The following is a 17066-nucleotide window of genomic DNA, read 5'->3' as shown; positions in this document are numbered from 1 at the left end:
CGGCCATGGCAGAAACCGCATCTCGGCACCCGCACCCCGGTCTTCCTGCCCCCGGACGATGTGTCGTCATGGGAATCGTGAATGTCACGGGAGACTCGTTTTCAGATGGGGGCCAATTCCTGGACCCTGAACGTGCGATCGCGCGCGGGCTGGAACTGCGTGATGTCGGCGTGGATGTTGTTGACATCGGCGGAGAGTCGACACGCCCCGGCGCGGTGCGGGTAGATCCCGGTGTGGAGGCACGTCGGGTGATCCCCGTTATCTCGGCACTGACGTCGGCTGGAGTGGCCGTCAGCGTCGATACGATGCGTGCGAGGGTCGCGGCCGAGGCGCTCGCGGCCGGTGCGACCATCGTCAACGACGTGTCGGGAGGTCAGGCGGATCCCGACATGGCGAAGGTGATTGCTGACGCCGGTGTGCCGTGGATTCTCATGCATTGGCGGTCGAACGGCGAATATGTCCACCGTGCCGACGCGGGCGGACGCGACGGCTATCGCGACATCGTCAAAGAAGTCAGCGCGGAACTTCTCACTCAGGTCGACGCCGCCGTTCGCGCGGGTGTGGACCCGTCTGCTCTCGTCCTCGATCCGGGGCTTGGATTCGCGAAAACTGCTGAAGACAATTGGGCTTTACTCCAGGCCTTGCCGCACCTGGCCGGGCTGGGTTTTCCGGTATTGATCGGGGCCTCGCGTAAACGGTTCCTCGGGTCGCTCCTGGCTGACACGGATGGTGCGGATCGTGCGGTGCTAGAGCGTGACACGGCGACAGCGGCGATCTCGGCTCTCGCCGCCGCGGGGGGTGCGTGGGGTGTGCGCGTCCATGACGCTCGCTCAACCCTCGACGCGATTGCGGTAGCACACGCGTGGACCACGGGGCGGGTCTGATGGTAGCTGACGATCGGATTGAGCTGCGCGGCCTTACGGTGCGTGGCCACCACGGGGTTTTTGAACACGAAAAGCGTGACGGCCAGGATTTCGTGGTCGACATTGTGGTGCACCTGGATTTGGCCGCCGCTGCAGCCTCCGATGATCTTGGCGACACCCTCGATTACGGTGAGCTTGCCAGGCAGGCTGCGGCAGTTATCACTGGTGAACCCTATAATCTAATTGAATCTGTGGCTGCGAGAATAGCGGACGGCGTGGTGGAAGACCCTCGAGTCGAGGCCGTGGAGGTCACCGTCCATAAGCCGTCCGCGCCGATACCTCTCGCGTTCAGTGATGTGGCTGTTGTGGTGCGCCGTGACGGCGGTGGAAAGGGACATCCCGCGTGAGCTGCGCCGTCCTGTCCGTCGGTTCCAACATGGGCGATCGGCTGCAGCATTTGCGCTCTGTGGCGGAGTCCCTCGGTGCGCGGGTGGTGTCGCGCTCGAGCGTGTATGTGACCGCTCCCTGGGGCGACACCGATCAGGAAGACTTCTACAACACGATCCTCATCGCGGAGTGCCCGACGTGGGACATGTGGTCATGGCTGGAATTCGCTCAGCGCTGCGAGCGGCGCGCTGAGCGAGTACGCGAGCGCCATTGGGGACCACGAACGCTCGACGTGGATATCGTGAGCTGCTCAGATGCAGGCGAGCAGCTCACGAGCTCTGACCCGAAGCTGACGTTGCCGCATCCCCGTGCGCATGAGCGGGCCTTCGTCCTGGTTCCCTGGCTCGAGGCCGAGCCGGCCGCCACGTTGCTGGGCGTGCCGCTGAGCGAGCATCTCGATGCACTGCCCAGGGGTGAACGAGCCGGTGTTCGGCGTCTCGACGACCAAGCCGAGTGGTTCGTGTGAACGCCACCAGGGTGCGGGATCTCGCCGTCATCGGCATCGTAGCGCTCGTCGCGTCGTGGCTGCTCGCGGAGGCTTTCTATGGCTCGCTGCCGCCTATCAGGCTTCTCGTGGGAGCCTCGCTTTACCCGGTCGCGGTTGCTGAAGTCGCCTTCGGGTTCGTCATTCGCAACCGTGTCGCCTCCCACCGCGTTGGCATGGCGCGCAGTCAACTGCACCCAATAACCGTCGCGCGGGCAGTGGCGCTTGCGAAGGCATCGGCGCTGGTTGGTGCAGCTAGCGCCGGTGTGTGGGCAGGCTTGCTACTCGTCATAGCGCCGGATCGCGCGATTGTGCGAGCGGCGATGGAAGACCTGCCTGGCGCCACGATTGGCTTCCTCGGCGCGCTCGCGCTGACGGCGGCCGCGCTGTGGCTGGAGCAATGTTGCCGCACACCAGATGACGAAGAAGACGAGGGCCGCCCGGGCGGAGATCCAAGCTGGGGCACGGACTTTCGCTGATCCGGCGAATCGCCGGACCGGTTACGCGGGCAAATGGGGGCTGCGCGGTATTTTCGGCGCATGACTGTTCAGGGGCAGCCCCGCGGGCATCGACGTCGCAGGCATAAGTCGAATAGTGCGCTGATCGCCGCGCTGTTTCTGCTCGCGATCGTTGCCAGCATCTTTCTTGTCGCCAGCAACAGCGTCGAGGCGCTGCGCATTGGGATTGTGGCGGCGCTATGGGCCGCATTCCTGGGTGCTTTGGCCGTTACCAAGTACCGCAAGGAAGCTGAAGCAGATCGGGCGAAGGTCCGTGATCTGCGAATGGTGTATGAGATGCAGCTGTCGCGTGAAGTATCCGCGCGCCGCCGTCATGAACTGACGGTGGAGTCCAAGATCCGTCGCGAACTCGATGCAGAGGTCCGTTCGGACACTTCGCAGCAGTTGGCCGCCGTGCATCGTGAATTGTCAGCTTTGCGTGGGCATCTCGAATTCTCCTTCGGCCAGGAGATCCGCGGCGCTACACGCGCCTCTTTGCCTCCGGGCGCGCCTCTGGCGCGGGCTGAGACGCCGACGGGTGCTGTCGCTTCGGAGTCAGCAGAACGCACGCAGTTCACCAGCTCCACTGAGTCCGCAGCGGGGGACGTAGTGGAGGCCGAGTTCGAAACCGAGTACGAATCCGCGGCTACCCATCGTAAGCAGCGGACCGTAGCCGAAATCATCGAAGACCTCAAGGAAGCAACGCTGCCTTCGGACTCGCGCTAGGACCTCTCCCGGGGCCGATACAAGCGAGAACAGCGGTCACGCAGACACTCTCGATGCTGCCCAACTGCCCGCGGCCATCTCTCGAACGGCATCGATTTCTGATTGGGGAACAGGGACATCACCGATTGATTCGCCGGGCTCGTCGTGGAAGATATACAGCCGCGAGACGAGTTCAGGGAAGGGCAGTGAGGCCTCCCCGAAGCGTTCGCCATGGCCTTGCGTCGAAACCTGAACCCCGTTACCCCAGTTCTGCCCGCTGTCGTAGTTGGGGTTGTAGAAGTACACCCGCATCACGCCTTCCTGATCAAGTGCGACCCGGATCAGCGTGATGGCATGCCAGCCGACGAATTGCGCGGTGCTGTCAGTGACAGCTAGGCCTGCTGGCTGAGGATGAATGATCGGCTGGTTCCGGTTGTAGAACGGGTGGTAGCTGACAAAGAACTGGCGCACGAACTCGTCGTAATTGTTCAGGGCGCCGGTAGCGATATCTACAGCGATGATGAACTCGCTGCCCACCCACCAGCCATGAAACTCAGGGTTGATCCAGCGATGCGGGTCCTCGCCGCGATCATCACATCGGCGCCCCATCTCGGCGTATACCCGATCTAGGTGGGGGACTAGGACAGCCGAGACGGGGTCAGCGTCCAGCAGCGTCGGTGCGGCAAGCGCGTCCGGCAACTCGGCAGACCAGATGGGCTGGCCTTCGAAATGCATGAGAACCGTGTCGTACCTTGCGGCGTGATACAGCAGGTAGAGCAGGTATGACGGATCGCCGTACGACCACATCGAGATCGCTCTCGCAGACTGGCATGTCGGATTGTTCCCCTGTCCGATGCCGAGCGGCTGTCCGAGAACTGAGATCGTTCCAGCCAGAAGGAAAACGCTCGCCGGCAGGGCCGTGCCATAGATCGAGGTGATGGCCGCGCTCGCGCTCGGTGCGGGGTTCAGCGCAATCTGCCGCCACAGCCCCGGCGCAATTGGCGGGGCGTAGAGAATGCCCCGCTCTAGAAGATTGACCAGGCCGTACAGCGCCTGAGATGTGGCTGGATGTATCGCATCAAGAACGAGCCGATGGGTCAGTTCGGTGTAGCAGCGGAGTGCATCCCTGCCCGTGTTGCTGAGACCGAGAGCGTCCGCGAGGAGTTCTGGGTACCCGTTCTCAAGCAACCAGCGCACAAAAGCTGCGTGGTAGTCGGATACCAGTCCGGTATCGAGCATGGCGCGGGCAAGCCCGTTGGCCTCCTGCTCGAGGCCGGGGAGGTCGATGGACTCGAGACGGGTGCGGTACAGCTGGAGACCCGGATCGTCCCTGCAGTTCTGCGTTGGGCCGAATAGCGCGCTGATCAATCGGTCTGCGCCCAGCCGCGCCTCACCGAGGCTGCCTGAGCCATTGGCGAGGGTGACGGCGATCTGGGTCACCATTGATTTGACGTGGCCGACCTGGATTGGCCGCTGAGCGAGGATGCGCCAGATTTCGTCGATCAGGCTCGTCAGGATGTCGTCGAAGCCGACATGGTCGAGGAGGAACCGAAACAGGTTACTAACGGCGGCGTCGAGTGGTCCAAGCCGAACCCGGTCAGCCTCGTTCGCTGCTCCGAACAGGCGCTCGAGATTCAGCGCAAGCACCTGAGTCAGGAAGTTCCGCGCCCCATCCGGCGATAAGCCAGGATGGTGCGCGCGCCCGGTCGCGACCGCGAGGAAGCGCAGTTCGCTGAGGCACTCGAGCACGACAGTTTTGGGCTTCCCCTCACTCAACGTGAGTTGCACGAGTGAGGGCCGCAGACCCTCAGGACTGTTCCAGTCAGATCCGCTGAAAACACCCGCGGCGTCCAGTCGGGGAGACATCGCGTACAGGTGCTCGATACCACCATCTCGGGTGAGCACCCGTCCCGCGATCTCGACTACCCGCGATTGCAAATTTGACTTTGCAAATGCGCGCGCCTGCTCGAGCTGCACAACCGCATGCTCGAGCTTCTCAGTCAGCCGCCCCAAGTCCGAGTGCACGTCGGACGACTCGATTCCGGTATTCACCCGGAGTAACCGCCTCTCTGTGGATCACACATAGAAGTCGAGTTCCTCCTGCTTCTTCAGCAATTCCCGCATGGTCTCGGGGTCGTCGCCGAAGAAATACGCAAGACCCCAGTGGGTTCCGAAAGCTGTCCGCTTTGTCACCTTATTCTCCTGCGGAGCAATGAGGTCGTGGTACTCGAAGTATTCGTGCTCTTCGGTCTCAGCTGGGATCTGCAACTCGCTCACAACGCGACGGCGCGGGTAGACACCGAAGCAGCCAGCGAATCCCTTCGCATCCGAGACCGGGCGTGGGAAGAATTGTTCGACTTCCTCCTCGGAGGAATACGGGTCGAACATGAGCACGAGCCCCTGGTAGGCGTTGAACCCGTAGGCGCGTTCCAGCAACTCGAACACTTTGAATCCCGGCGGCCGGTATGCCACCTCACCGAAGTACATCTGGCCGTCACTGGTGACGAAGTACTCCGGGTGGATGAAGCCGAATTCGATATCGAACGTCTTGATCAGCTTCTCGATCTCTTCGGTGATCCGGGGCCGCCATTTCTCGAGCTCCGGGCTCGCGGGGACGAACACTGAATAGCCGAGGTGGACGTATTCGGAAATGTTGAGAAACGCAATCTTCCCGCGGTGAATCCACGCCTCGACCGCGAACTCCCAGCCGTTGAGGTGGCTTTCGAGCAGCGCGGGGAACTCGTCCGGTGAGATGCCCGCGACATCTTCCACCGTCGAAATGACGCGGTGGCCGAGACAGCCAGCTTTATCGAAGGCTTTGAGATGGATTGGGTCGTTCGGGTCGCCGTCGAGCTTGAGCAGCGTCTGATTGACACGCTTCAGAAAGCGGATTACGTCATCAGTGTCGTGCGCTTCCTCGAAGATCCCGACGCGGATGCCGCCAAGCTGCGCTCGTCGCTTCATCAGCGCTTTGTCGCGGAAAAGCATGGCCTGCCCATGCAAGCGGGGATTGCTGTGGAGCACTGCGTTGATAGCGCCGGCCCATTCGACCGTTTCCTCATACAGTGGGATGGCGACGTCAACCCCCATGTCCTTCAGGGTCTGCGCGATCTCCATCGACCGGTCGTTGAGGCGTTCGAAGTTCCAGCTGACAAATGGGATGGCGTTTTCATGCGCGTAGTTTTCAGCCCATTCCGGCGCAACCACGACATACTTTCGATCGAAGCGGTCTACGGCGTCTATAGCACTCAAGCTCCAGCCGAGCAGCGCAACGTGGCCTTTGCTGGGATCTTTCTCCATACTCTCTCCCCTCCTGAGGGTCTCGAGCGGTGAAATCTTCCCCTGTGCAGGGGTTCAATTCCATCGGGAGGGAGGGGAACCGCCACCGTCCGCCTGTCGCGGAACGGCGCAGGGGAAGCACCTCCCTCAGGTTCCACCCTGCCATGACAGGCATCACACGCCAACTAAGCATCCGCTAGTGGCGGCACCCCCGCATTGAGGGTGACACATTTCACTGGCGCTTCACCTTCAGGACCTCTGCACCGCAGGCATATCCTGTGAAGGCACGTCTGGTACCTGCTCGGCAGGACTGGAACGAATGAGAGGACGAAGGTGACCTCCGGTATTTCGGAAGAGTTCACTCGCGGCCCCATGCCTGCGCGCTTGGCGGTCGGAGTTATTTCGGCGGGTCGTGTCGGTACCGCCCTGGGTGAGGCGCTCGCCCAGGCAGGACATGTCGTCGCTTCCTGCACAGCCGTATCCGATGCATCGGTGTCCCGGGCGGCCACCCGTCTTGCCGAGGCGCGGATCCTTCCGCCGACTGACGTCGCGGCCGTCTCCGAGCTTTTGATTCTCGCCGTCCCCGATACGGAACTCCCGGGTCTAGTGCGCGGGCTCGCCGCATGCGGAACGGTCCGTCCAGGCACGATAGTCCTGCATACGTCGGGTGCACACGGCATTTCCATCCTGGCGCCGTTGACGGAAATCGGCGTGACTCCTCTTGCGGTACACCCCGCGATGACGTTCATCGCAACAAGTGAAGACACAGCCCGCCTGCCAAGCTCATGCTTCGGTGTCACCGCGGCCGATGAAGTTGGCTACGCGATCGCCCAGGGGCTGGTCCTCGAAATGGGCGCGGAGCCTGTGCGCGTCAGCGAAGAACATCGCGTGCTTTACCACGCCGCACTTGCACACGGAGCCAATCACCTGGTCACATTGGTCGCCGACGCGGTGGCAGGCCTGCGCAGCGCCCTGCGCGGCAACGAACTCCCATGGCAGGAACCGGTCGGTGACACGCCACGTGGCCTCCCAGAACGCGTCATTGCACCCTTGCTCTCCGCAGCGCTTGACAACGCACTTCGGCACGGCCGAGGGGCACTCACGGGGCCAGTCGCACGCGACGACGCAGAAACCGTCGCCCGCCACCTCGCGGCACTCGAGCAAGTTGATGCCGAGCTCGCAACGGGGTACCGCGCGCTTGCGCGGCGTACAGCGCAAACCGCGGGCGCGGGAGAGGCAATGTTCGAGGTGCTCAATGGAGGACAGCCGGGATGACATCACTGGACACATCAGCGCGCACAGGGTTCCGGGGTGACCGAAAGCTTTACTCGCCTGGCGAACTCCGCGTGCACAGCAGCCCGGCGCAAATCAGCCGGATCACTAAGGCGCTTCGCGGCGTAGGACGCCAGATTGTCCTCGTCCCGACAATGGGCGCGTTGCACGACGGGCACCTCGAACTCGTGCGGCAAGCAAAACGGACACCGAACTCCGTAGTGGTGGTGTCGATCTTCGTCAACCCGCTGCAATTCGGTGCGAACGAAGACCTCGACAAGTATCCGAGGACTCTCGATGCCGACCTGGAACTGCTGCGGGCTGCGGGTGTTGAACTCGTGTTCGCGCCGTCGGTCGCAGAAATGTATCCGGATGGACGCAGGACGATGGTGCAGCCGGGTCCCCTGGGTGAGGAGCTCGATGGCGAAAGTCGGCCAGGGCACTTCGCGGGAATGCTGACGGTCGTGGCGAAGCTCCTACTGAACACCAATCCGCACGCTTCGTTCTTCGGTGAGAAGGACTACCAGCAGCTCACATTGATCCGCCAGATGGAACGGGACTTGGGCCTAGGCGTCAGGATCGTGGGCGTGCCCACCGTGCGCGAAGCTGACGGCCTCGCCATGAGTTCACGCAACCGGTTCCTGGATGAGCGTCAGCGGACGGCCGCGACGGTGCTCTCAGCGGCGCTGGTCGCGGGTGCGCACGCCGGTCACGATGGCCCGAGCGCGGTCCTTGCGGCCGCGCGCAAGGTGCTTTCCGAAGAGCCCTTGATCGAGCTCGATTACCTGGAACTTCGCAGTTCTGATCTCGGTGCGATGCCGCCCGAAGGCGGACCCTCACGACTACTTATCGCTGCCCGGCTGGGGACGACCCGGCTGATCGACAACGTAGGCCTCGTCGTCTCCCCGGCAGCTCCCGCCCGTCCAGCCAGCTCAAAAGGCTGAAGTCCGTCAAGGGCACCATTCACAAGGAGGACCGCCCGATGTTTCGCACCATGCTCAAGTCGAAGATCCACCGCGCGACTGTCACCCAAGCCGACCTGCACTACGTGGGGTCTGTAACGGTAGATGGCGACCTGCTCGAAGCCGCTGACCTAATCGAAGGTGAGAAGGTCACCATCGTCGACATCAACAATGGCGCACGGCTCGAGACGTACGTCATCGAAGGCGAACGCGGGAGCGGCGTCATCGGCATCAACGGCGCTGCCGCGCACCTCGTACATCCAGGTGACCTCGTCATCCTCATCGCTTACGGCGTGATGGACAACGCCGAGGCCAAGGAGTACAAGCCGCGGATCGTTTTCGTCAACGACGAGAACAAGCAGATCGAACTCGGTGAGGACCCAGCGCACGCACCCGCGGGCTCCGGGCTGAAGTCGCCACGTCAGCCAGTTCGCCCGTTGGCCTCTAGCGTCATCTGAAACCGTGCTGCTCACAGTCGACGTCGGTAACACCAACGTTGTCCTCGGTCTTTTCGAGGGCACCGGCCAGCAGGCGCGGCTAGTTGCTGATTGGCGCGTACGGACAGACCCCCATACCACCGCTGACGAGATGGCCCTGACCTTCAGGGGACTGCTCGGCCCACTGGCCGCGCAGATCACGGGCGTTTCAGCGCTCTCGACAGTGCCGGCCGTCCTGGGCCAGCTCCGAATCATGCTGGATAGGTACTGGCCGTCGGTGCCGCAGATTCTGGTCGAGCCCGGCGTCAAGACGGGTGTGCCTTTGCTCGTCGATAATCCTAAGGAAGTGGGCACGGACCGGGTCGTAAACGCGCTCGCGGCCCACAGCCTTTATCCGGGCGCGTGCATTGTCGTCGATTTTGGTACGTCGACCAGCGTCGATGTCACCTCGCCGCGCGGTGAGTTTCTTGGCGGCGCGATAGCACCAGGAATCGATATCTCTGTCGATGCGCTTGCGGGCCGGGCGGCAGCACTGCGTAAAGTCGAGATCGCGCGACCGCGCTCGGTAATCGGTAAGAACACGGTCGAGTGCTTACAGTCCGGTTTTGTCTTCGGCTTCGCGGGCCAGGTAGACGGCCTAGTTCGGCGAATACTGCGCGAACTCCCGGAATTCACGGAGACAGACGTCGCTGTGATCGCCACGGGCGGTCTCGCTCCGCTGGTCATTGACGAATGCGAAACAATCGAGCATCACGAGCCTGACCTTACGATCAACGGTTTGCGGCTTGTCTTCGAGCGCAACCTAGAGTCTCCTCGGGGTTTTCGCAGGCCAGCTGGCCCCCCGAGCCATCCGCGCCCGCGGCTGTCCCGAGCGCGTTCGCCGCGCTAGGCGCCTCGCTCGCCCGTGTAACACCTCGCGTGGTGGAGTTCGGGGTACCGATCGCCGCGCGATTGTGGCAGAATATTTCTTCGTGACACACGAACTCATCACCAATGCGGGCCCAGTCGGGTCTGTTTCCGTGTGTCGTGCCCAGAAGTGTTGTCTGCGCTGACTTACGCGTAAATCCACTTCTTTTTTCACTTCTGGGAGAATTCCGTGCTTACATCCACACTTCATCACCGGCGCACGACCTTGCCGCCGCGAAGCAGCCATCGAACCTCGCGGGCACGCGTCCGTCAGGGTGCTCGATCCAGTGCTTCGCCGCGAAACCACTCGACCGCCGAGCTGTTGTCACTGGCCGACACATATGCAGCTCGGGTGCTCGATGGGGATCTTCCGCTCGGCGCGCAGGACGCCAGTGCTCGCTGGAAACTAGCTGAGGTCGGTCAGATGACCGTGTGGCTGGTCCAGTGGACACCAGGTGCGACGACGCGGCGGGCGTCGGCAGAGGCTGTAACAGTCCTTTCGGGCGAGTTACGTGTCGAACGCTGGACTGATGAGAGTCACACCCAGCGGACAGTGCTGGCGGGCGGGCAGGCCAGCTTTACCCAGGGCAGCAAGCATGCGATAACCGCGAGCGCCCCAGAAGGATCACCCGTCTTCGCTGTTCACGTATTGCCGACTGAGGTCGCGCCAGTACTGCTTCTCCCGAGCGAACTCGCACCACGGATAGCGGAGGGTGCGAAAGTCGTCGATATCCGTTCGCAGTCAGAGCGGAGTGCGCAGGGGCCGCTCCTGGGCGCCGTCGCAGTCGACCGGGAACTCCTCGAGCACCGGCTGGACCCTGCTGGGGCGCTCCGCCTCAGCGCAGCGGTGGACACCGATGTCGAGTGGATCATTGTCTGCGGGTCAGGACATACTGCGCCAGCAGCTGTCGCGCAGCTGCGCTCGCGCGGGTTTCGGAACGCTAAGGCAATTGCGGGCGGGTTTGAGGCGCTGCGGTCCACCGGTAGCTTGGACGCCGTCCTCGGCGGTGTGCATAACCACCGGGATGCGGCCGTAATGGCCTCTCATTAGTCGTTGGCGTCGAGGGTGACGTCTCCGAAATGGAGGGTAATCGTTGCGCGCGGGGGTGCGAGGTCACCCAGAATTTCACTGATCACACTGTGAGCAGCCGTACGGACCTCTTTGGCTGCCCGGCGCAGATCGGTGAGGTAGAGGGCGCTCAGTTCGATATTGAGCCCAGTGCATCTCGTCTCGTCTACGTCGACATCGATGCGCAGCGGGGCCGTCCCGCCCAGCCCTTCGAGTGCGTCACGGAGCTTGTGGCGAACAACGAGATCTGTGACGTACAACGCGCCGCGCATCGACTCCGCTCTGATCGGAATGCCATGCCGTGTCGTTGCCCGGACCCGGGCAATCACTCGATCCGTGATTTCAAGCCACTGGGAGTCGACATCAGCGTCGCTTTCGCGAAGTTCCCGTGCAGCACGTAGCACCACGTCGCTTCCGGGATCGTTCCCGTCTTCCTGTGGCAGGGTTTCTAACGCCATGGCTGCAGCCTCCTCCCGAGTGTCACTCGAGCTCTGGAGAGATTCCCCCGGACGACGTCATAGGGCATGCTGAGGGCCTCTCCGATCTCTCGATACGACAGGTCCTCCACCTCGCGGAGCAGCCAGACGGAACGCTGCTGGGCAGGCAAACTCTGGAGTGCAGCATCGAGCGCGGTGCGGAGGTCGCGATAGCGGGCCGCCCCTTCCGGGTCGGCCAGTGGGCTCGCATCGATGTCGTCGAATATCTCCTCCACGGGGGTGGGTCTTTTCTTGCGAAGTTTGTCCGCAGCTTTGTGAGCGACGATCGAAAACAACCAGGTGCGCAGGGCTGACCTCCCATGCCAGTCTGGCAGCCCCTGCCACGCAGCGACAAATGTATCTTGTACGGCTTCCTCGGCATCGCCCGCGTCACGGAGCATTCGCCGCGCATAACGGAAGAGCGCGCCACCGTGCCGACGGACGATCTCTTCGAATTCTCGCCGCGAGCCCAGGGCAGCGCGGCGGGCAAGGATGTGGTCCGGCACTGATGCGAGCGCCCCTACCTCAGAGGCGCTCTGCCGCGCATCGTTTCCGCTCGGTTCCGCCGTTCCAATCATCCGCACAGTCTCTGTTCGTCGTTGAATGCTGGTGCGATCTACGATTTGTACCTCGATAACGTGACTGGCTGCGTGCGAGTTCCGGTTCTAAGCATTTCAGCGCTTATGTCCGATTCACTAACTAGTGGCAGCCGCCACAGAACTTTGATCATGCAATTTCCGTCTGCCACTGCGACTCACTATATGTAAGCGTTTCGCAGGAATGCACTGAAAGGTATGACATGGGCGCAACGGAGCAGTCTGCACAGGAGACCAAGACAGTGGTGCAGCGCGGAGACGGTACTTCCCTGAGTGGTGGGGGCCTTCTCGAATCGTCGCACGGCCGGACCACCATCGCGGACACAGTTGTCGCGAAGATTGCTGGTATCGCGACCCGCGAAGTCAACGGCGTGCATGGGCTGGGTGGCTCGGCCTCCCGCGCGCTCGGCGTCCTTCGTGAGCGGATTCCAGGCGGGTCGACAAATCTCTCGCAGGGCATTTCCGTCGAGGTCGGTGAGCGGCAGGCCGCCATTGATGTCGACATCGTGGCGGAATATGGTGTGTCGATTCCCGAACTCGCCAAAGGTATCCGCCGGAATGTCATCGCGGCAATTGAACAGATGACGGGTCTTGAAGTCATCGAAGTCAATGTGAGTGTGCATGACGTATACATTCCGTCCGACGATGACGAGGAAGAACCCACCAGCGCCGGATCTCGCGTGCAATGACGTCGACAGAAACACGGGTCCGCAACATCGCTGACGTCGTACTCGGAGTCAGGGGAGTCGCCGAATTGCACGGCGGGAGGTTTGGGAGTCTCGGCACGTACCTCGCGGGCGAACGGATTACGGGTGTACGGATCGACGACGACGGGAGCGTCGAAGTTCATGTGTCGCTGAACATCGATGCACCGATCCGGAAAACCGCCGAAAACATCAGGGCCGCCGTGGCCCAGCTTGAACACGGCCCGATCAACATCACGATCGAAGACCTCACCTGAAGTGGAGCTCCCTCTTCATGGGCAGCCAGGCGGCGAGACACTCGGCCGTGCGTCACCTTCACATACGGGAGAAATTAGATGTCGAATGCTCAGATAGGTTTGCTGGCCGGTCTGCTCCTCGCGATCGCGGCGATTCTTGGCGGACTTGGCGGCTTTTTGCTGGCTGTGGTGTTCGCTGCGGCGGCGACAGCCCTGGGCGCCCATCGAGATGGCTCGATTGACCTAGGTGCTTTGCTTCGAGGACGGATCCATGGCTGAGCAGGAGTCACAACTGCGTGATCCAGAGGATCGCGGGCGCCTCGACCTCGATGACCGCGTCGTTGAATCGGTCGTCAGACAAGTCACAGCGTCCCTTCCGGGAGCAGTCGCGACTTCAACAAAACTCAGCAAACTGCTCGGTCGGTCTTATCCACGGGTCGAAGTCCGGATAGCCGGGGGCCAGGTACGGGTTGCCGTGGAAACCGCCGTTGCGTGGCCTCGGCCCGCGGGTGAGGTTTGCCGGCAGCTGAAGCGCGATGTTGTGGACCGTCTCCAGGACATCACTGGACTCGCAGCGGCACGGGTCGACGTCACTGCCCACTACCTGACTCGTGTGCACGAGGATCACCCTGGCGCCAAGTCGCTCTCGACCGCGGCGGATCGAGTCCGGGACCGTACGTCAGGAGGCGGTGCTGATGCGCAAGCAGAGAAATAAGACGCCGCGTCCGCTCGGCGCGCCAGGAAGCGTGTTCGGGGCCTTGCTTGTAGTTTTCCTGCTAGTCGGCGCCGGTGCGTTGATGGTCTGGGATTTTCTCGTGACGCGTGAGCTCGTGACGGGGACGGCCTGGATACCCTGGGCTGCGCAACAGCTGGATGGGCTGAGTGCCGCCGCGTGGATGGTGCCGCTTGGCGTCGTTCTCGGCCTTGTGGGCATATGGCTGCTGTGGCTGTCGGTCAAGCCGCGGCCCCCGCTGGCTGTACCGGCCGATGGCGAAACCGTTTGGGTCTCACCGAAAGTGATGGCCGCGCTTGCGAAAGCGGCTGTGCAGGACGTATCGGGCATCGTCGGAGTAAAAACAAGCGCAACGCCGAAGCGCATCAAGGTGACCGCAGCTGTGTGGGGCGCGGCGCCTGACGACCTGGAAGCGCAACTGCGGCGCGACGTCGAACAGCGGTTGGCAGGACTTGAGCGGATCCCACCGGTGAAAGTGAACGTGCGTCGCGAAGGAGCGTCCCAATGAGTCGTGGACTGACCGCCGCTGACCGGATCGCCACCTTTGTGCTCGGATTGCTTCTGCTCGCATCTGGCAGCGCGATCGTGGCCTGGCAACTTGGCTATCTCGACCGCTTTGTGACTAGCGGTCTTGACACCACATGGGTGCAACAGACGGTCGCGTCGGAGTGGTACCCATGGGTCTCGGCAGCTCTGGGCTTAGTCGTGGCGCTGACTGCCCTTTGGTGGCTGAGCGCTCATCTGAGAACACACCGGATGGGTGAACACACACTCGACGGAAGCGACATGAGCGGACGATTCACCGTAGAACCGGATTCGGTTGCGGCCGCTGCCGCAGCCTCGCTTACGGATTCTCCCGGAATCGTCTCGGCTAAAGGCAAGGCGATCATTGAACGGGGCGCGCCAGTTATGGCAATTAGCACGGTGGTCGCGCCCAGCTTCACAGTGGCTGACGCCCTTCCCGCTGCGGCCGAGCTACGCGACCACATCCGATCCGCAATGGACGCACCGGATTTGCCGGTCCGGGTGGAGCTCAACAGGGTAGCCGCAGAAGGCGATCGAGTACGGGTGCAGTGACGCTTGGGCGGGGTGCGCGGATTTACGATTCCGGAAACTGGCCCATGTGCAACTATCCTGGTCTGCTGTGAGTACTGCGTCTGAATCTGTGAACCCCGCGAACGAGCATGCCTCCGCGCGAGATGACTCTTTCTCCGAAGAATTCGAGCAGTTGCGGATTCGTCGCGAAAAGCGTGACCGCATCATAGAAGCCGGGGGCGACGCTTACCCCGTCACCGTCCGGCGGACGCATACTCTCACCGAAATCAGGGAAAAATACACAGATCTCTCCGCGGGTGACTCAACCGGCGACATCGTCGGTGTCGCCGGCCGGGTCATGTTCATCAGAAATACTGGCAAGCTCTGCTTTGCTGTATTGCAGGAAGGCGCTGGCACACAGCTGCAGATAATGCTGAGCCAGGCTGAAGTGGGCCCCGAATTACTCGCGGCATGGAAGTCTGATGTTGATCTCGGTGACTTCGTGTTCGTCCATGGTGAAGTGATTAGCTCACGGCGCGGCGAACTGAGTGTCCTTGCGGACACGTGGGAAATGGCGGCGAAAGCGCTACGCCCGTTACCCGTTGCGCACAAGGAACTGAGTGAAGAAGCGCGAATCCGGCAGCGGTACGTCGACCTCATCGTTCGTCCTGAAGCTCGCGATACCGCCCGCAAGAGGGTCGCGGTAGTTCGAGAACTCCGCAGTGCACTTGAACGCCGCGGTTTTCTCGAGGTCGAGACGCCAATGCTCCAAACGCTGCACGGTGGCGCGGCCGCGCGTCCTTTTGTCACGCACTCGAATGCACTCGATATAGACCTCTACTTGAGGATCGCACCAGAGTTGTTCTTGAAGCGCTGTGTCGTCGGCGGTATCGAGAAGGTGTTTGAGATTAACCGGAACTTCCGCAACGAGGGTGCGGATTCTTCGCATTCGCCCGAGTTCGCGATGCTCGAGACGTATGAGGCGTATGGCACATATGACGACTCCGCGCGGATGACCCGCGAGATCGTTCAGGAGGTCGCAGACGCCGCATTTGGTACGCGACAACTCGTCCTGGCCGATGGTTCGCCGTATGACATCGACGGCGAGTGGCAGATGCTGGAAATGTATCCGTCGCTGTCAGAAGCACTCGGTGAGGACGTGACACCTGACACAAATATTGAGCAGTTACGTTCATTCGCGGCGCGCACCGGACTTGAGATCCCGGAAGGCAAAGGCTACGGCCACGGAAAACTTGTCGAAGAATTATGGGAGCATCTGGTCGGGAACGATCTCGCCAGGCCTACATTCGTTCGCGACTTCCCCGTCGAGACATCACCTCTGACCAGGCAGCATCGCACGAAGTCCGGCGTAACTGAGAAATGGGATCTCTACGTGCGGGGTTTCGAGTTGGCCACCGGTTACTCGGAGCTCGTTGACCCGGTAATTCAGCGGGAGCGCTTTGTAGATCAGGCACGGCTTGCCGCCGCCGGAGATGACGAAGCGATGGCGCTCGATGAAGATTTTCTTGCTGCTATGGAGCACGGTATGCCGCCCACTACCGGAACGGGTATGGGAATCGATAGGTTGTTAATGGCGCTCACTGGGCTCGGAATCCGTGAAACTATCCTGTTCCCGATAGTTCGTCCGCTTGGAAAACGCCCGTAATTAGTTCTATGATCGGCATTGGCGGGGAAATGCGACAAGGTTGCGATTGGTAAAGCATTGCGATCCCACGCAGGACTCAAGGGCGTGTAGTGGCACGTGAGAAAGGGATTATTTCATGGCGCAGAAGGTAACTGTAACTCTGATCGACGATCTTGATCAGGATGCACCCGCGGATGAGACTGTTGAATTTGGTCTTGATGGCGTTACCTATGAGATTGATCTGTCTTCGGAGAATGCGGCTAAACTGCGCTCCGAGATGGAGGTCTGGGTTGCCCACGCGCGTCGCCTGGCGGGTCGGAAGACACGGCGAACAGCAACCGGTGGCGCACGACCGCGCGCGACACTCGATCGCGAGCAGAGCGCGGCCATCCGGGAGTGGGCTCGTAAGAACGGGTACAAGGTTTCTGCGCGCGGCCGCATCTCGGCAGAGATCACCGAGGCGTATAACAAAGCCAACTGAAGAGCGTAAGCCCTGGGCACGCGCGCACTGCACACAAGCCTCCGGAATGATTCCGGAGGCTTGTTGCGTCCGGGGAGCGATGTTCTCTGTGGGCGTAGCGCATTGTGAAACGAATTGCCGTACGGCACCGTTACCTCAATACATGGTTATCGCAGGATGGACTGCGGGAGCCGAGTACTACCGTGATCGTGGTGGTGCAGCGGCGGCGTTCACATTCGCCCACTAGAGTGGGGAGTGCG

At 61.9% G+C, this 17066-nt stretch carries 22 protein-coding genes; 18 read left to right on the top strand and 4 right to left on the bottom strand.

Annotated elements, in window-relative coordinates:
* Nucleotides 1-5 precede the first annotated feature (5 nt).
* From folP to FHU29_RS10940, 5 genes are read left to right on the top strand one after another with little or no spacing between them, the layout of a single operon-like run.
* Nucleotides 6-884: a dihydropteroate synthase gene (gene folP, locus FHU29_RS10960; protein WP_064441291.1), complete on the top strand. Its 879-nt coding sequence runs from the start codon at nt 6-8 to the stop codon at nt 882-884.
* Nucleotides 884-1270: a dihydroneopterin aldolase gene (gene folB / locus FHU29_RS10955; RefSeq protein WP_064441407.1), complete on the top strand. Its 387-nt coding sequence runs from the start codon at nt 884-886 to the stop codon at nt 1268-1270. Before folP ends, folB begins: the two co-directional genes overlap by 1 nt.
* Nucleotides 1267-1776: a 2-amino-4-hydroxy-6-hydroxymethyldihydropteridine diphosphokinase gene (gene folK, locus FHU29_RS10950; protein ID WP_064441290.1), complete on the top strand. Its 510-nt coding sequence runs from the start codon at nt 1267-1269 to the stop codon at nt 1774-1776. Before folB ends, folK begins: the two co-directional genes overlap by 4 nt.
* A complete protein-coding gene (locus FHU29_RS10945; protein WP_064441406.1) occupies nt 1773-2273 on the top strand; it encodes a DUF3180 domain-containing protein in 501 nt (166 codons plus the stop codon). Before folK ends, FHU29_RS10945 begins: the two co-directional genes overlap by 4 nt.
* Before the next feature lie 60 nt (nt 2274-2333).
* Nucleotides 2334-3017 carry a DUF6779 domain-containing protein gene (locus FHU29_RS10940; RefSeq protein WP_064441289.1) on the top strand — a complete coding sequence of 228 codons (684 nt, stop codon included), beginning with the start codon at nt 2334-2336 and terminating at the stop codon, nt 3015-3017.
* A 36-nt stretch (nt 3018-3053) separates the two neighbouring features.
* Here the strand turns inward: FHU29_RS10940 and FHU29_RS10935 are convergent, their stop codons facing one another.
* Together FHU29_RS10935 and FHU29_RS10930 are read right to left on the bottom strand one after the other, a co-directional pair.
* Complete coding sequence (locus tag FHU29_RS10935) at nt 3054-5048, bottom strand: hypothetical protein (protein WP_064441288.1); 1995 nt, start codon at nt 5046-5048, stop codon at nt 3054-3056.
* A 24-nt stretch (nt 5049-5072) separates the two neighbouring features.
* Nucleotides 5073-6296: an ATP-grasp domain-containing protein gene (locus FHU29_RS10930; RefSeq protein WP_064441287.1), complete on the bottom strand. Its 1224-nt coding sequence runs from the start codon at nt 6294-6296 to the stop codon at nt 5073-5075.
* Nucleotides 6297-6647: 351 nt separating this feature from the next.
* Here FHU29_RS10930 and FHU29_RS10925 point away from each other — a divergent pair, with 351 nt between their 5' ends.
* The 5 genes from FHU29_RS10925 (at nt 6648) to FHU29_RS10905 (ending at nt 10903) form a co-directional block, all read left to right on the top strand.
* A complete protein-coding gene (locus FHU29_RS10925; RefSeq protein ID WP_064441404.1) occupies nt 6648-7550 on the top strand; it encodes a Rossmann-like and DUF2520 domain-containing protein in 903 nt (300 codons plus the stop codon).
* Nucleotides 7547-8491, top strand: a complete 945-nt coding sequence (gene panC / locus FHU29_RS10920) for a pantoate--beta-alanine ligase (RefSeq protein ID WP_232323014.1) — start codon at nt 7547-7549, stop codon at nt 8489-8491. Before FHU29_RS10925 ends, panC begins: the two co-directional genes overlap by 4 nt.
* Before the next feature lie 38 nt (nt 8492-8529).
* A complete protein-coding gene (panD, locus tag FHU29_RS10915) occupies nt 8530-8967 on the top strand; it encodes an aspartate 1-decarboxylase (RefSeq protein ID WP_064441286.1) in 438 nt (145 codons plus the stop codon).
* 4 nt (nt 8968-8971) lie between these two features.
* Nucleotides 8972-9835: a type III pantothenate kinase gene (locus FHU29_RS10910; protein ID WP_064441285.1), complete on the top strand. Its 864-nt coding sequence runs from the start codon at nt 8972-8974 to the stop codon at nt 9833-9835.
* Nucleotides 9836-10042: 207 nt separating this feature from the next.
* A complete protein-coding gene (locus FHU29_RS10905; RefSeq protein WP_157095258.1) occupies nt 10043-10903 on the top strand; it encodes a rhodanese-like domain-containing protein in 861 nt (286 codons plus the stop codon).
* Here the strand turns inward: FHU29_RS10905 and FHU29_RS10900 are convergent.
* Together FHU29_RS10900 and FHU29_RS10895 are read right to left on the bottom strand one after the other, a co-directional pair.
* Nucleotides 10900-11379 (bottom strand): hypothetical protein, encoded by a 480-nt coding sequence (locus tag FHU29_RS10900; protein WP_064441284.1) that lies wholly within the window; start codon nt 11377-11379, stop codon nt 10900-10902. The two genes, FHU29_RS10905 and FHU29_RS10900, sit on opposite strands and share 4 nt — an antisense overlap.
* Nucleotides 11370-11975, bottom strand: a complete 606-nt coding sequence (locus FHU29_RS10895) for an RNA polymerase sigma factor (RefSeq protein WP_064441283.1) — start codon at nt 11973-11975, stop codon at nt 11370-11372. The genes FHU29_RS10900 and FHU29_RS10895 overlap by 10 nt, the downstream gene beginning before the upstream one ends.
* A 221-nt stretch (nt 11976-12196) precedes the next feature.
* Between FHU29_RS10895 and FHU29_RS10890 the strand changes: the two genes are divergently transcribed.
* The 8 genes from FHU29_RS10890 to FHU29_RS10855 all read left to right on the top strand — a co-directional run bounded on the left by FHU29_RS10890 (nt 12197) and on the right by FHU29_RS10855 (nt 16827).
* On the top strand, nt 12197-12682 hold the full coding sequence (locus FHU29_RS10890) for an Asp23/Gls24 family envelope stress response protein (RefSeq protein ID WP_083826419.1): 486 nt from the start codon (nt 12197-12199) through the stop codon (nt 12680-12682).
* The gene (locus FHU29_RS10885; protein WP_064441282.1) at nt 12679-12954 is read left to right on the top strand and encodes an Asp23/Gls24 family envelope stress response protein; all 276 of its coding nucleotides are present in this window, start codon (nt 12679-12681) and stop codon (nt 12952-12954) included. Before FHU29_RS10890 ends, FHU29_RS10885 begins: the two co-directional genes overlap by 4 nt.
* 78 nt (nt 12955-13032) lie before the next feature.
* Nucleotides 13033-13212: a hypothetical protein gene (locus tag FHU29_RS10880; RefSeq protein WP_064441281.1), complete on the top strand. Its 180-nt coding sequence runs from the start codon at nt 13033-13035 to the stop codon at nt 13210-13212.
* Nucleotides 13205-13648, top strand: coding sequence for an Asp23/Gls24 family envelope stress response protein (locus FHU29_RS10875; protein WP_064441280.1), 444 nt, complete (start codon nt 13205-13207; stop codon nt 13646-13648). The genes FHU29_RS10880 and FHU29_RS10875 overlap by 8 nt, the downstream gene beginning before the upstream one ends.
* The gene (locus FHU29_RS10870) at nt 13629-14174 is read left to right on the top strand and encodes a DUF6286 domain-containing protein (RefSeq protein WP_157095256.1); all 546 of its coding nucleotides are present in this window, start codon (nt 13629-13631) and stop codon (nt 14172-14174) included. Before FHU29_RS10875 ends, FHU29_RS10870 begins: the two co-directional genes overlap by 20 nt.
* Nucleotides 14171-14743: an Asp23/Gls24 family envelope stress response protein gene (locus FHU29_RS10865; protein ID WP_064441278.1), complete on the top strand. Its 573-nt coding sequence runs from the start codon at nt 14171-14173 to the stop codon at nt 14741-14743. Before FHU29_RS10870 ends, FHU29_RS10865 begins: the two co-directional genes overlap by 4 nt.
* Before the next feature lie 88 nt (nt 14744-14831).
* The gene (gene lysS / locus FHU29_RS10860; RefSeq protein ID WP_064441402.1) at nt 14832-16367 is read left to right on the top strand and encodes a lysine--tRNA ligase; all 1536 of its coding nucleotides are present in this window, start codon (nt 14832-14834) and stop codon (nt 16365-16367) included.
* A gap of 115 nt (nt 16368-16482) precedes the next feature.
* A complete protein-coding gene (locus tag FHU29_RS10855) occupies nt 16483-16827 on the top strand; it encodes a histone-like nucleoid-structuring protein Lsr2 (RefSeq protein ID WP_013805146.1) in 345 nt (114 codons plus the stop codon).
* Nucleotides 16828-17066 lie beyond the last annotated feature (239 nt).

It is taken from the genome of Hoyosella altamirensis (genome assembly GCF_014191505.1).
GTDB lineage: Bacteria > Actinomycetota > Actinomycetes > Mycobacteriales > Mycobacteriaceae > Hoyosella > Hoyosella altamirensis.
This window is presented reverse-complemented; position numbering and strand designations above follow the sequence as displayed.